The organism is Nocardia sp. NPDC057663 (assembly GCF_042799895.1).
In the GTDB taxonomy this organism is placed as follows: Bacteria; Actinomycetota; Actinomycetes; order Mycobacteriales; family Mycobacteriaceae; genus Nocardia.
The window spans coordinates 544542-558466 of record NZ_JBHVHX010000003.1; the positions used below are offsets into that span (position 1 = coordinate 544542).

The following is a 13925-nucleotide window of genomic DNA, read 5'->3' on the forward strand; positions in this document are numbered from 1 at the left end:
TTCGACCGCCGATCGCGCGGCACCGACCTTGCCCGAGCCAGTGTAGGGCGCGCAGGAATGACGGGTATGCCCCTAGCTCCGCTCGTTGTCGCCGGGCCTATCGGCGGCTACCAGTCCAGGTCGTAGCCCGCCCCACGCTGATGGCGCTGATTGGTTCCGGGCTCGAAATCGGCCCCGAAATCGTAATCGGTTGCGCTCTCGTCATGGCCGAACACTGCGTTGACCGCAGCATCGATAGCTGCGCCGGGTGCGTCAACTGCGGGGGTATCACTGGTCTCCAGGCTGGCGCGATCGATGTCCAGACGGGTCCAGAGTGCGGCGGCGGGCATCTCATCGGGCAGCGGCCGGGTCCGGCCGGCCTCAGTGAGTTGGTGTTCGATATCGATGCCGGCCTGGGCGGCGGCGTCGATGTGGGTGGCGATGACGGGCCAGGTCGGGTCGGAGCTGATGCGTGGGTCGATGCGGTCGACGGTGGCAGCCCATCGGTGTTGAGGTAGGTGGGTTTTGCCGTCGACTTCGAGGATGCGGCGTTGCAATCGTTGTTGGTGAGCGCGTTCGATCGCGATGTGTCGGGTGGGTCCGGTCGGGCGGTGGTCTGTGTCGGGCACGTGCAACCCTGCACGCCAGATAGCGAGGTCTGCGAGGAGTTCAGGGTCTCGGCCGATCAGTGGTCGCGCCCACTTGGGGGCAGTACCCGGGGTCCACCTACGGGCGGAGTCTCTGACCTGTTTGGCGAGTTCGGCCACGATCCGTTCCCGCGCCTGTACCGGTGCGAGGGTGTCGGGGTCGGCTGTCTCGGTCGCGGAGGCGGGCAGTCCGGGTGTCCAGGCGAGCGGGCCGGGTCCGGCCGAGTGGTTGCCGGTGCTGTCCAATCGCCAGTCCAGGACGGCGGCGGGGTCGGTCACCGTGTCGAGTTCGCGAGCGGCGATCGCGGTGCGTAGTTCGGTGATCGGATCGGCCCCGCTGATAGCGAGCACCGCCAGGTGTTGGCGTAGTACCGAGTAGGCGGAACTGTCTGTCAGTCCTGGAACAAGGTGTTCGGCGATGCGGTCGATGGTGTCGAGTCGCCGTGTACCGATGGCGTTTTCTGCGGTCATGCCGAGTGTGTCCAGGTAGATGTCGACCGCGCGGCCGATCCTGCGGGCGGGGTCGAGCGCGTCGCGGAGTTCGGTGTGGGCGGATTTGTGGGTGCCGTCGCGGTCGAGGATGTGATGGAGGTGTTCGACGGCGGTGCGTGGGTAGTGGGCGGCCACGGTGTAGATGTCGCCTTCGGCGCCGTCGAGTGCGGTGGCGATGTAGGCGTGATTTGCCCGGCGCCCGCGCGTCATCGCGACATAGAACTGTTGGCGCGACTCACGCCCGGACAGGCCGACGTGGCAGGAATCCGCGGTGATGCCTTGTGCGGAATCGATCGTGGCGGCGTAGCCCAGGTGCAGGTGGTCACGCACATACTCACCCGGCAAACGCACCACGTCAGCGGTATCGCGACCGTGTACGCGCCGCACGACGGTCACCGACTCGTCGGAATGAACCTGGCGGATGGTCCAGGTGTAGCCGTTGCGCACCCAGTCGTTTTCGCCCAAACGGAGCCGTGGATCGTTGCGTCGAGTGCGCACGGTGTCACCGACCGATGCCACCAACCCGTCACCGAGGAACACATGTGCGTCGATGGCGGTGCCCGTTGGCGGGTCGCTGTGGGCGATCCGGTAGGCGCGGGCGCGGACATTCAGTGCGGTCACGGTGTCGTGTGTGGGTGCGAGCATGACCGCATCGGAGCCGTTGGCGGTGTCGGTGGCCCACGCTCGGTAGGTGTCGTCATAGACGCTACCGATGTGCCCGGCGTGAATGCGGCCGTTGTCGAGATACCAGGCCAGTGCGGTCGGGTCGCCTTCGCGTATCCCTTTGGAGGCCAACGCTTCGCCGCGATGAGCGAACCGGACGACCTCGGTCAGCGTCGTTTCCGGGGCCGGTGAGGCGTGGGCCATGTCGGCGTCCACGCCTCCGGCGTCGATCGCCGAGAGTTGCTGATCGTCGCCGATGCATCGCACGGTCGCGCCTCGCCCGGTCAGATACCGCAGCAGTTGGAGGCGTTTGGCGGTCGGCACGGTGACGTGTTCGTCGACGATGACCAATGTTGTGTGGTCGATGTCGAGTACCCATTGCGGCAGGAACGGCAGGTGCTCACCGGTCATCGAGGCGGGCCGGTGGGCGTCGATGACGTGCAGTAGCTTGTCCACGGTCTCGGCGCGTGTACCGATCGACTCGCCCAGGACGGACGCGGCGGCGGCGGTAGGTGCCATGCCGAGCACGGTTCCGCCGCTGGATCGCCATGCAGTGGACAGGACTTGCATGGCCGTGGTTTTGCCGGTTCCCGCCGGGGCGTTGGCGGTGTGCACGCACAGTCCGGCGGTGGCGAACGATTCGATGACGCGGATTTGGCCGGAGTTCAGGGGCTCGTCGGGGTGCGCGGTGTTGTAGTCGGCGACCGCGATAGCGATGTGTTCGGGGTCGATGGTGCGTCCGCCGGGTTCGACCGAGAGCGCGATCAGTTCGGCTTCGTCGGCCAATACCGATTCGGTGGTGTAGATCCGGGAGTTCGCGCGGGTGTGCATCGGGGTGCCGTCGCGGCGGCGTAGCCAGGTCGGGACCGCGCGTAGACCGGGTTCCTCGGTCACGTCCGGGTCACCGCGCGCAACCGCTGAAAACGGCGAAAGTGCCTGCGTAGCAACCTCATCAACAACCCGTGACCAGTCTTCGGGAGCGACGATGCCGCGCAATTGGCGTTCGACTTCGGCGCGTAGGTTGAACTCGCGCCAAGTCGCGCGTCGCTGCGAAACCGCTGCTAGTACCTGGTCGCTGATGTGGGTGATGAACCCGCCATCCGGCACCGGGCGCGGCAACGGCACGGCTGCCAGGACGCGCGGAAGGATGTCGTCAACGGCATCCGGGCCGCCTAGCAGCGCTTCGGCTTCGGCGCGCCAAGTAGCCCATTGCTCGGTACGAGAGCCCGGAGCATGTTTCTTGGGGCGGGTTTCCAGGGTCGCGCGCTGGGCCAGTCGGTGTATGTCACCGGGGCCGGGTTCGTGCCCGATCGTGGCTTGCCACTGGGCGGTGAGGGTGTCGAGTCGGTCGGTGATCGCGGCCCCGCGTCGCGACCAATGGCGGATCAGCTCCAGGGGCACCCCGACGATATCGCGAACTCGGACTTGGTCAGGGGTGCGGTCGGGGCGGGTTTCGAACCGGATTCCCAGCGCGATCTCCAGGTGGTGCTCGAGGCGGGTGTCGAAGATTTCCGAGACCGTGACGCCGCTCTCGTGCAGAGTTTTGCCGTCGATGGTGCGCCATTTGCCGTCGCGGGTCAGCACGCGGTTGCTCACCAGGACATGAATGTGCAGGTCGGGGTCACCCGCGCGGGAGTCTCTGTGTTCGAACGTGGCGGCGATCATGCCTTGCACGTCGACTTGCCGGATACCGTTGCGGCCCAGCCGGGTGAACAACGCGTTGTCCTCCATCCAGGCCAACGCGTCGTTGGCCGCGAGGCGGATAGCGGTCTCGATGATCGCTCGTATCTCGGGTGTACCGATAGCCCACAACACCGAAATGCTCTTCACGGCGCTTAACGTGAAGTCGAAACCGGCGACCGCTGTGCGGTCCGGGCGCGTGTTCTTGGCGATCCAGCCCGACAGTTCGCGCGCGTCCAGCGGTGGCCGTTTGTACTCTTTGGTGAACATGGCGGTGGCGACAGTGGCGCGGATGCGGGCGCGGATGTCGTCGGGGATGTGTGCGGTGACGCACGCGCCCACTCTGGTGTTGTAGTCGCGGTACGCCTGCGCCTTGGCCTGTCGGTAGTCGGAAACCGTTGTGTAGACGGCGTATCGGTTGCCTAGTTTGATGGCTTTCTCGGCGCGGCGGGCGGCTTCGGCCGGCCGGAATCCGGTATTGAGATGCTGGGTTTTGACGCGTTCGCGAACCTGTTCGGCATTCGGGTGCATCCCGGCCCCGAACAGATTCCGCATCTGGCCTTCGGTGACCTCGGAACCCTCGGCGATGCCGAGTGTGGAAAGTCCAGTGCCGTGCCAGGTACCGGGGGCTTCGCCATGTTCGTTGTAGTAGTCCGACAGCGAGGCGCGCCCGCGCGCGGTTTTGTCGTTGGCGGCGGTTTGTCGCATGTAGTACTCGTAGCCGTTGCCCGCGCCGACCTTGTGCATAGTCGCGACCATGCCTCCATGAGGCAGTCGTCAATTCGCCTGCCGCAAGGGCGAATTGATGCGATCCGGGTCACATTTCGCGGTGATGGGCAACTTTCGACAACTCTGGACTACTTTCGACACGGGCGTGACCGAATTGTGCCCTGCCCGCGGTCGAAGAAACCCCGGAAATCGGTCCCATTCAAACAGTTCCAGCGGGCGCGCTCCGGTCGCCTTTCCGTTGACAGTGCGGGGTTGGGCCCGAGATGCAAGATGTCTGATCGTGTATGAGGGGAGTATGGGGGTGGGGGTATTGGGTGGGCTGTGTGTGTCCAGTACAGGTGTAGTTGGTGAAGTCCAGATGTAGTTGGCGAGTGAGTGGCGAAGTCCAGGTGTTGATGGCGAGGAAGGTACGCGGAGTGCTCAGCTGGCGGATGGGAGTCGGCTGGTCTTCCGTGGCTCCCGTCGCGACGCCGACGGAGATCGGCGGCTGCCGGACTTCCGGAGTCGGCTGAGGCTGTGGGTATTGCGTTGCGCTGCGTGGCGCACCGAGCTGTCGACATTCACCGCGTCGAAACTGTTTGCCTGCCTCTATCCCGAGGCGATCGCTCTCGCCCCGGTGATCGCCGCACCCCGATGGCAACAGCACGCCGCTGGGAACGCAGATCAGTTGGCGCAGTTCGTCGCCGAGGTCGGCCGCCGACTCAACGATGTCGATTACCAGCCGTCCTCGGAGCAGGACGCAATCGCGCACTGGATTGAGACCGACTGCTGGCGACCACCGGCCATTCCACCAACCACATTCCCTGGCGCACCCGGAAACCGGAAGCCCAGCCAGGTCAATCGAGTGAAAGCGGCCAGCGCGGAACGAACTCTCCGTTCGGCGGCATGGTTCGGGTTGAAGGTCCGTCGAGGCATGGGCGACGCTGTCTTGCATCACAGCACGCTCCGCCCGGTGATCGTCCGGGAATGGTCACCCGACATGCAGGAGTACCGCGGCGCGATCTGGAACAGCCAACGAACCACCAAACGGTCCGGGCAGCTGGCCTTTTCCGCGAACCTCGACACCGGTAGTGCACGAGTCTTGTCCTGTGCCAGTGAAGATGAGCCACCCTGACCTCGCTGACCTGCAGCATCAAGGTCGTCGGTAACGGCCGGTATGGTTCGCGTAGACAACGGGATCGGGGGAAGCAGCGATGACTGAATACAGCTGGGCGCGGGTGCTCGAGGAGATGCCGGAGTACCTGTTCAACTTCAGCGAGGAGGACGAACCGCGCAACGGGAACGGCATTCGGCTGCGCGACGCCGCGACCGGTTACGAGGTGTTGTTCTACGTCGTCGGCGACGAGGCGCAGATCAAGGTTCCAGTCCCTGCCGACCCCGATGTCCGGGACCGGCTGGTGTCGGTGCTTCGATCGCATCGAAAGTCATCGGTGATGACCATTACCTCGTCGGGCTCGAGCACCCGAACCGTATCCGAACTGGCCCGGTGGAACCCTGAGCCGTTGTGGGTCACCCAGGCTGAGGAAGCCGCCGAAGAATGGTCAGCCGAAGAGTTGGCGCGGCCTGCCGACAGGCGAGCATACGAACGAGTCGCCCGGCGTCCCGAAACAGCGCTGCAATGGAGGACCTATTGGCCGGACGACCCGACCGAACGCTCGAGGATCGCTGCTGCGGTGATCGAGGTTCTGCGTGATGGGCTGGGCGCGACACCGGCGCGGTTGCGCTACAGCACGTTCGACGATGCCGGCCCCGTGAAAGCTCTCTATGGGATAACGCGCCGACTGACCTCGATTGCCCCGGATCGTCCGAGTGACCGGGGTGCCGTCGACAGATGTGTCGATTGGCTCGATTTCGTCGAACGTTTCGAATGGGTTCTCACCACCCTGCCCAAGGGTGCGCTCCTGACGCTCTCAGCACCAGGTGCCGATCGCGACAAATGCTTCGTCCAGTTCGTGAACCACAACTTCGCCATCGCCAATGAATCGGTCATGTGGCAGTCGGCAGGGCTGACACGGGACGAGTTCCATCAGAGGATGACACGGCTGGGCTGGAAGTGGGCACCTCAGCAGGCCCACGGCGTTGAGCACCCGGGATGGATCGGCCCGCGGGTGCGTCATCGGCAGCGTGTCTCGTTGGGCGATGCGGCACAGCGGACGGCCGCCACGTTCCGGGATGTTCTCGGTGTCGCCGGTCCGAGCGAAATCACCTTTGCCTCCTGGGGAGCCGGAGCGATGTCTTATCTCAAGGTCGAGTTGGGGCTTGCCCGCCGCGATTCATGATGGACTGATCTCGAACCGCATCCAACCCACACGAGTGCCCTCAATTCGGCATGAGCGTGTGTCTGACGACGCACGCTCATGCCGAGCGTGGGCACCCGTACGGGCACTGACTGGGGTCTGGGTCAGTCAAGTCTGGTCAGTCGCGGGATGTCATCACCGTCTCGACGGAATCCGGTCAGCGCTCGCGCTACCTCGAGAGGCACATCGAAGATGGTGATTCCTTCACCGACCTCCTCGGACCCGACGGCGCCTGCACGAATGTCAGTGAAGCTAGGAGGCAGTTCGCCTCGGATGGCAAGATTGTCGGCGTCGTCGGCGTCATCGCCCACGTGATGCAGGGCCCATACTTCGCGACCGCTACTCCAGCCCGCAGAAGCGCTCACTGGACCCTGGTACGAGTTGTAGCAGTAGATCGCCTCACCTCCGAGGGAGATCTCCGCCATGAACTCCGGCGCGTAATCGAACACGAAGTCCTCTTCGACATCGTGGTCGATCACGACATACCACCCGCCGCGCAGTGGTGCACCGGCCAGTGCGAGCGTGTGGTCGAACTCGTTGTACTCGACACCGCTGTCGGTAAGCCCGAAGCCCTCGAGCACTGCCTGTGAGGTGCGTCCGCGCACCGCAATCCAGGAAAGCGTGGATCCCATGGGTAGCAAACTAGTGGCGCGGACGAGAATGCTGGCAACTCCAGCATCCGCACGTGCCGCCCAGTTCGCGGTCCGTACCGGATACGGACGATTGTCACGCCTGAGCATGACGTCAGAATTCACGACTGAAGCCAGGCAGCCCACAATTCGCCAACTAGACCTGGACGCTGTCGCTTATCCCCATCCAGACCAAGCTGGCGAACCGCAGGTCGGGAGAGGGCCACTCGCCAACAAGACTCGGAACGGACAGTGTGCTCGGGTGCAGGTTGCGGTGTTCGGGGTTAGGTTGCGGACGGTGTTGCGGAGTTCGGATGTAGTTTGCGGGTTTTGAAACGCGTGATCTGATGGATCAACGCCAAGCAAGGGGAGGGCCACATGAACCAGTTGCCGACGCTGTCCGCTGTCCAGATCGCCGCTGAGCGGGTCCTGCTGCGCAAGGCGCGCGACGCTGATCGGGAAGGGCTCATCGAGCTACAGACTGACCCGGAGGTCTGGGCCTACATCGGAGTTCCGCGGTTGCGGGAGGACGCCGAGCAGCGCCTCGACGCGATCGGCGGCGCAGCCAACGCGACCGCCACTGCCGGCCACTTCATCATCGCCGATAAGGCCACCGACAACCTGATCGGAACATTCGAGCTCAAACGGCGGGCCTCCGACGAGCCCGGCCACGTCACCGACGGCGGCGAGGAACTGGAACTGGGTTACCTGATGCGGCGCGAGGCTTGGGGCGCAGGACTGGCGTTCGAGGCCGCCACCGCCGCGTTGCGCACAGCCGCAGACGAGCTCCCAGACCAGCCGGTCCTCATCGTGACCCGGACCGCCAACAAACGCTCGCTCGGACTCGCAGCACGCCTAGGATTCCAGCCGGTCAGCACCTTCGAATGGTTCGACGCCGGGCAGACCCTCTGCCTAGCCAGCCTGCACTCGTTCAAAGCCTGAATGGCAGGTGACGTCGCCCTGGCCCTCCGCAAGATTGGTCCGAACACCCACGCCGCCGAACTGTTCGGCCAACCTTTCGGATCGCGGGTCGGCCTTCGCGCGATCCGAAAGGTCCACGTAGTTGGCGGTGGAACCGGATGAGTCAGCTGCTCAGACTCGGCAGCGCCTCGTGTGGTTGTGCGGGGCGGCGGTTATCGAGCCAGAACGCATAGTTCTGCAAAGAGGTTTCGAGTCCGTTGTGCAGGTAGCTCGAGTAGGCGCGTAACCCCTGTGCGGCTTCGCGCTCCCGGTCGCAGTCGTGGACAGACCATTCGCGTTCGAGCGCGCTGAGCCATTCAGCGAGCTTCGCGCGGTCGGCCCACCAGTCACGGATCAGTTCGAGGGTCCAGTGGTCGTCGCCGTCGTAGGCGTAGCCGCAGAAGGGGTCGGCCCACGCGGCGGACAACAGCAGGTGGGTTTCATGGGTGTTGTGTGGTTGGCGGAACACTACTTCGCTGCCGTAGCTGTCTTCGTAGACGATGTGGTCCGGGGCGATCAATCGACCTACACAGCAGTTGTCGGTATTGGCGCCGTAGAAGGGGCCGGGTACGTTGCGCCAGTCGCGTTCTTCCCACCGACCACGAAGGTAGTCGTCAGGATTGCCCAGCGTTCGGTGCTCGGGGCCGATCACTGGTAGCTCTGCTGAAGCGACGGCTGTCGGCATCGGATCCCAATACATCTCGTGACCATAGCTGGCCCGCTGCGGGAAGTAGCTCGGCAACTTGTCTGCGAGACTCCTCCCACTGGCCAGCAGCGGCCCTGCAAATTCGCAAGATGGGTCCGAACACCGCCGCCGAACTGTTCGGCCTACCTTCGGATCACAGGTCGGTCTGCGCGCGATCTGTGGTGATTCAGCTCGCTGACGTCCTGGTGTCGGTATCGGCGTGCACACTGGAGTAGGAAGAGCCGCTGGCCGTTGGGGCACGAAAGGAAATGAAGATGCCCAACGAGAACCGGCTCTTGCCGTGCGCGCAGACCGTTCCTGCCCAGCCGTCACAGGCGGAGGGGCAGCTATGAATGAGCCAGAACGTCCGCCGCGCCAGTGGACGGCTGAACAGCTCGCTTATATCGCGATCGTGGTCGAACGACTACGCACGGCTGGGCCACTGTCGGGGTACCAACTTGCTGTGCTGCGCAAGTGGTGGAACGGCGGCTTCGCCGAGCACAGCGTCGACGAGATCGTTTCCAGTACCTACGACTCTGCCCCCGGTACCGACAGCAGTACCGGGGGCAGTCGCGACAATGGTGGACCCGCTAGGCCACCAGACGCTGAATCTCGATCGTCTCGACGCCCGCCCCGACGCCGAACCCCGCCCGTCGGCCCGCCGGGTGAATCGTGATCTCCAGCAAGGAACGGATGATGGCGCGCTTAGCCTTCAACGGTGTCACTACCGGGTCGCGCCACTTGGTGCGTGCGTCTGGGCCTGCGGCTTTCACCACGTGAGGCATCGGCAGCGACGCATTCGCGCGGACCTCGGCAGCTTTCACAGCGGGTTCGTGAGACTGCTTGTACTGCCGGATCTCCGAAGGCGACAAGCCTTCGGAGATCGCGTCATTGATCCATTGGTCGAACTTCGCGCGTAGCACCTTCGCCTGTTCGCTCGCCGCCTCCGCCTCCTCGTCGGTGCGGGCGAGAGCGGCGAGCAATGACGGGTCCTCCAACCATTGCAACACCGCTTCTTCCACCAGATCGTCGACCAGATCGGCATCTCGCGATACGCAGAATCGCTCGCAGTCGTAGCGGCGCTTGCGATTGGGACGACCGAGCTTGTTGATGATCCGACCGTATTCGCACTTGCCGCAGCGAGGGATGCCTGACAGCAGCCAGCGCGGCTCGACACCGCGATGGTTTTCACGTCGGCGCGGGTCGGCGAACTTCGCCGTGATCTGCTCGTGTTGCTCGTCGGTGATCAGGCGTTCCCACGTCGCGGGCGTCGTGGCCGTGACACCGGTCCGCCGGTCGGTGTGTGCTCGCAACCCCGCAATGGTCGGGTTGCACACGACCTTGCGCACCGTCGTGTGATCCCAATCTGTGCGCCAGGTCTGCGGGCACGGGCACGAACGACGGTCCACCGCCTTGAGCACTCTGCGGCCCACCGTCTCCGAGCAACGGCGGCACGGTAGCCGCAACTCCGCTGCCGGAGTGGCGATCCAGGAATCACGAAGCCACCGCGCGACCGACGCCGCTGACTCGCCGGTCAACAGCCGGTCCACCATCTCCTGAACGATCGGCGCGGTGGTCTCATCCGGCAGCCGGTCTACCGCTTTTCCTCGCACGTAGACGATCCGGTACCCGTACGCCTCACGGCTGTGTGGCCGCCCATCCAGAAAGTTCTGATTGAGCTGCGCCATCGAGTCCAACCGGTTCTGCTCCGGCGCGAACTCGTTGTCGACTGCCTCGTGCGACAAGAACCGGCGATCATGCGGATTGTCCAAGTCGAACAGGCTGCCGTTGGTGTACCACAGCACGCCGAGGCTTCCGCACTGGTCGCGCAACTCGGCGAACTCACCCAACTGGCGATTGGCGCGTGAGGACGAACGCACCAGCAACACCCAACGCTTCCCGTCCGGCGCGGGCTGTGACAGGCCCGCTACCAACTCCTTGTAACCCGGACGCTCCTTCGGTGCCCACCGCGTCGCGCTGATGTCCTCGTCGATGGTCACCCGGGGATCGAGCCAGCCATGCAAGTCGGCCTGTGCACGCCCCCACTTCACCTGGGCGGGTACCGACATGTGCTTGGCCTTGTCCTCGGAGTTGCGCCCGTAGATCCACGGCGCGAGATCGGGAAAGTCCTTGGGGTTCAGGGGCATAACACCAGCGTAAGGCAGTGATATCGGTATGGGTACTTGTCCACCATCAACCAGCCGATGCCCAACAAGTAGGTGGTGGGAGAAGACCCGGTATAGAGCGACCGGGGGACACCCGACCCCGTCCGATCACCCGATCGGACGGGGTCTTTCCCATTCCGGGGAGCGGTCCGGCGGTGCCTGGGACGCCGGTCGCTTTCGGTAGATTCGAGCGATGAGCTCGACCCGCGCCGCCCTGTACTGCGGAACCCGATGGGATGAACAGGGGCGATGGTCCTACGAACTGCTCCGCGCGGACGGCACGACCGAACTGTTGCCGGGAATCGGCACCCGGCTCGCGTTCCGTGTCCGCGATGGCAGCCGATTCTGCCTCGGGTACCACGGGTTCGGTGCAGCCCGCCGGGGTCGGCTGGCGTGCCCGCGGCGCGCGCGGGTCGACAGCGGGAAGCAGTGCGCGCAGTGCCGGATCACCGAAGGATGGTCGGTGGTGCACAGTCATCGCGGTCCGCTCACGACGCTGCCCGAGCAGGTCCGTGACTATGTCGCGCAGCCACATCATCTGTATGTCGCGTACTTCGGCGACGGGATGGCGAAGGTCGGCACGGCGTCGGCCGCACGCCGTCACCGCCGCCTCTTCGAGCAGGGCGCGCTGGTGGCGCGATTCATCACCGATTCTCCCGACGGGTTGCACGTGCGGGAGCTCGAGCGGGTGGTGTCGGAGCGGGCCGGGCTCCGGCAGGCGGTCGCCGGTGTCACGAAGACCCGCATCCTGACCAAACCGCTGCGGCCGTGGTCGGCCCTGGAGTCAGCCGTCGCCGACGCGGCCGAGCATGCGGCCAGCACGCTGCCCGCCGAGATCACCCGCACCGACACCGCGTGGTCCGGGGGCCGGGAGTTCTACGCCACGATCCTCGCGCGTGGCCGCTTCCCGGACGCCACCGAATTCACCGCGGACTCCGGCGAATACGTCATCGACGCGGTCACCGCGCACGGGCACACCATCGCCTGCGTGGACGAAGCAGGTGCCGGTGAACTGGTGCTGGTCAACGACTCCCGGCTCATCGGTCGCCGGATCGAACTCGACGCGGCGATCACCGCCGCGTCCCGGCCCGCCCAGACCAGCCTGTTCTGATCGACGACGGATCAGGTGCCACATCGGGCCGGGAACACGGTTCAGCGCACGCGGACCGGGAGCTCGAGCAGACCGCGGATGAGGGTGCTGGTCTGCCAGCGGACGGTGGTGGCGGATTCGGCGAGGCGCAGGTCGGGGAAGCGGCGGAGCAGGGCGGTGAAGGCGATCTCGGCTTCGAGGCGAGCCAGGGGAGCGCCGACGCAGAAGTGGATGCCGTGGCCGAAGGCGAGGTGACCGGTGGGATGGCCGTCGACGGCGAGGGCGTCGGGGTCGGTGAAGCGGGCCGGGTCGCGGTTGGCGGCGGCCAGCGCGACGTAGACGATTTCGCCCGCGGGGATCTCGGTGCCGCCCAGCGTGATCGGCTCAGCCGTGAAGCGGACGGTGGCCATGTCGACGGGGCCGTCGAAGCGGAGGAACTCCTCGATCGCGGCGGGCACCCCGGCGGGGTCGGCGCACAGGGCCTGCCACTGATCCGGGCTGCGCAGCAGAGCGTTGACGCCGTTGCCGATCAGGTTGACGGTGGTCTCGTGGCCGGCGACCAGCAGCAGGAACGCCATCGCCACCAGTTCGGGATCGGAGAGCCGGTCGCCGTAGTCGTCGGCGAGCACCAGCTCCGACAGCAGGTCGTCGGCGGGCTGGGTTTGCTTGGCGCGCACCAGTTCTGCGAGGTACCCGGCCATCGCGGCCGCGGCGGCGGGCCGGTGCTCCTCCTCACCGACGACACCGATCAGCGCCCTGGTCCAGGCCTGGAAGTCGTCGCGATCGTCGAACGGGACGCCGAGCAGTTCGCAGATCACCGTCACCGGAAGCGGATTGGCGAAGGCCTCCATGAGGTCGACTTCGTCGGCACCGGCCATCGCGTCGAGCAGGTTCTCGGTGATCTGCTCGATTCGGGGGCGCAGGGCGGCGACCTGGCGGGTGGTGAACGCCTTGTTCACCAGTTTGCGCAGGCGGGTATGGCCCGGCGGGTCGGTGCTGAGCATGTGGGTGAGCAGCGCCACCGCATTCGGATCGCTCGGGATGGTGCGGCGCTTGTCGTGCAGGATCGCGGTGGCGGTGGCCATGTCCTTGCACAGCCGCGGATCGGCCAAGGCCATCCTGGCCTCGGCGTAGCCGACGACCACCCAGCGGACGACGTCGTCGGGGAAACGGACCCGATGGACCGGGCCTGCGGCGCGCCAGCGCCGGTAGTGGGCGTGCGGATCGTCGAAGAAGTCGGCGCCGATGGACTCGACGCGGGCAGCAGCGGTGGTGTCGGCCATCTGACCGACGGTACCCGCGCCCGGTGAACAACACACGGACCTCGCGCAATCCCGATCAGCCGATCGGAGCTCGGGATGGAATGCCCTGTGGCAAGACGGAATTCACCGTGCGCTGATCGAATGACGGAGGAATCGTCCGCAGGGAGGAAAACCATGACAAGTACCGAAATCGACGCGACCGCCGACCGGCGGGTCGCCGAATTGACCGCGGTATTCGAACGCGGGCTGGAGGAAAAGCTGGGCGTCGGCGATTCGCTGGGAATTCGGCTGGACAGCGCGTCGAAGGGGCGCACACGGTACTACCTCGACCCGAATCCGGCGACCATCAACGCGATGTTCACCGTGCACGGCGGCGTGCTGGCCACCCTCATGGACACCGCCATGGGCAGCGCGGTGTTCACCGAACTCGGTGACGGTGTCGCGTACACGACGCTCGAATTGAAGGTGAACTTCATCCGCGCGGTGACGCTCGACGGCAGCAGGCTCACCTGCGACGCCACAGCCGTACACGTGGGCAGGCGCACCGCGACCGCCGAGGGGCGCATCACCGATGCCGCGGGCAAGCTGATCGCGCACGGCACCACCACGATTCTCGTGCTGGCCCAGGGCAACTGACGGACCCGAGC

At 65.6% G+C, this 13925-nt stretch carries 10 protein-coding genes; 5 read left to right on the forward strand and 5 right to left on the reverse strand.

Features of this window, described 5'->3' with window-relative positions; genetic code table 11:
* Positions 1–107: 107 nt before the first annotated feature.
* Positions 108–4220, reverse strand: a complete 4113-nt coding sequence (gene mobF / locus ACFVAV_RS10525; protein ID WP_379033110.1) for a MobF family relaxase — start codon at positions 4218–4220, stop codon at positions 108–110.
* Between the two features lie 493 nt (positions 4221–4713).
* Between mobF and ACFVAV_RS10530 the strand changes: the two genes are divergently transcribed.
* Both ACFVAV_RS10530 and ACFVAV_RS10535 read left to right on the forward strand, forming a co-directional pair.
* Complete coding sequence (locus tag ACFVAV_RS10530; protein WP_379033113.1) at positions 4714–5304, forward strand: hypothetical protein; 591 nt, start codon at positions 4714–4716, stop codon at positions 5302–5304.
* A 79-nt stretch (positions 5305–5383) separates the two neighbouring features.
* Positions 5384–6469, forward strand: coding sequence for a hypothetical protein (locus ACFVAV_RS10535; protein WP_379033115.1), 1086 nt, complete (start codon positions 5384–5386; stop codon positions 6467–6469).
* A gap of 122 nt (positions 6470–6591) precedes the next feature.
* Here ACFVAV_RS10535 and ACFVAV_RS10540 read toward each other — a convergent pair whose 3' ends face one another.
* Positions 6592–7227 (reverse strand): hypothetical protein, encoded by a 636-nt coding sequence (locus ACFVAV_RS10540; protein ID WP_379033118.1) that lies wholly within the window; start codon positions 7225–7227, stop codon positions 6592–6594.
* Positions 7228–7494: 267 nt separating this feature from the next.
* Here ACFVAV_RS10540 and ACFVAV_RS10545 point away from each other — a divergent pair, with 267 nt between their 5' ends.
* On the forward strand, positions 7495–8058 hold the full coding sequence (locus ACFVAV_RS10545; protein ID WP_379033120.1) for a GNAT family N-acetyltransferase: 564 nt from the start codon (positions 7495–7497) through the stop codon (positions 8056–8058).
* A gap of 142 nt (positions 8059–8200) precedes the next feature.
* Here ACFVAV_RS10545 and ACFVAV_RS10550 read toward each other — a convergent pair whose 3' ends face one another.
* Both ACFVAV_RS10550 and ACFVAV_RS10555 read right to left on the reverse strand, forming a co-directional pair.
* A complete protein-coding gene (locus ACFVAV_RS10550; RefSeq protein ID WP_379033124.1) occupies positions 8201–8776 on the reverse strand; it encodes a ferredoxin in 576 nt (191 codons plus the stop codon).
* A 575-nt stretch (positions 8777–9351) separates the two neighbouring features.
* Positions 9352–10908, reverse strand: coding sequence for a recombinase family protein (locus tag ACFVAV_RS10555; RefSeq protein ID WP_379033127.1), 1557 nt, complete (start codon positions 10906–10908; stop codon positions 9352–9354).
* A gap of 211 nt (positions 10909–11119) precedes the next feature.
* On the opposite strand from ACFVAV_RS10555, the gene ACFVAV_RS10560 reads away from it, so the two are divergent.
* Positions 11120–12037: a hypothetical protein gene (locus ACFVAV_RS10560; RefSeq protein ID WP_379033130.1), complete on the forward strand. Its 918-nt coding sequence runs from the start codon at positions 11120–11122 to the stop codon at positions 12035–12037.
* 41 nt (positions 12038–12078) lie between these two features.
* Here ACFVAV_RS10560 and ACFVAV_RS10565 read toward each other — a convergent pair whose 3' ends face one another.
* Entirely contained in the window at positions 12079–13299 is a 1221-nt protein-coding gene (locus ACFVAV_RS10565) for a cytochrome P450 (RefSeq protein ID WP_379033132.1), read from the reverse strand.
* Positions 13300–13452: 153 nt separating this feature from the next.
* Here ACFVAV_RS10565 and ACFVAV_RS10570 point away from each other — a divergent pair, with 153 nt between their 5' ends.
* Complete coding sequence (locus ACFVAV_RS10570; protein WP_379033135.1) at positions 13453–13914, forward strand: PaaI family thioesterase; 462 nt, start codon at positions 13453–13455, stop codon at positions 13912–13914.
* Positions 13915–13925: the final 11 nt, after the last annotated feature.

Coding starts and splice junctions, on each gene's coding strand:
- mobF (WP_379033110.1), bottom strand. CDS start 4,220: ATGGTCGCGACTATGCACAAGGTCGGCGCGGGCAACGGCTACGAGTAC.
- ACFVAV_RS10535 (WP_379033115.1), top strand. CDS start 5,384: ATGACTGAATACAGCTGGGCGCGGGTGCTCGAGGAGATGCCGGAGTAC.
- ACFVAV_RS10540 (WP_379033118.1), bottom strand. CDS start 7,227: ATGCTCAGGCGTGACAATCGTCCGTATCCGGTACGGACCGCGAACTGG.
- ACFVAV_RS10545 (WP_379033120.1), top strand. CDS start 7,495: ATGAACCAGTTGCCGACGCTGTCCGCTGTCCAGATCGCCGCTGAGCGG.
- ACFVAV_RS10550 (WP_379033124.1), bottom strand. CDS start 8,776: ATGTATTGGGATCCGATGCCGACAGCCGTCGCTTCAGCAGAGCTACCA.
- ACFVAV_RS10555 (WP_379033127.1), bottom strand. CDS start 10,908: ATGCCCCTGAACCCCAAGGACTTTCCCGATCTCGCGCCGTGGATCTAC.
- ACFVAV_RS10560 (WP_379033130.1), top strand. CDS start 11,120: ATGAGCTCGACCCGCGCCGCCCTGTACTGCGGAACCCGATGGGATGAA.
- ACFVAV_RS10565 (WP_379033132.1), bottom strand. CDS start 13,299: ATGGCCGACACCACCGCTGCTGCCCGCGTCGAGTCCATCGGCGCCGAC.
- ACFVAV_RS10570 (WP_379033135.1), top strand. CDS start 13,453: ATGACAAGTACCGAAATCGACGCGACCGCCGACCGGCGGGTCGCCGAA.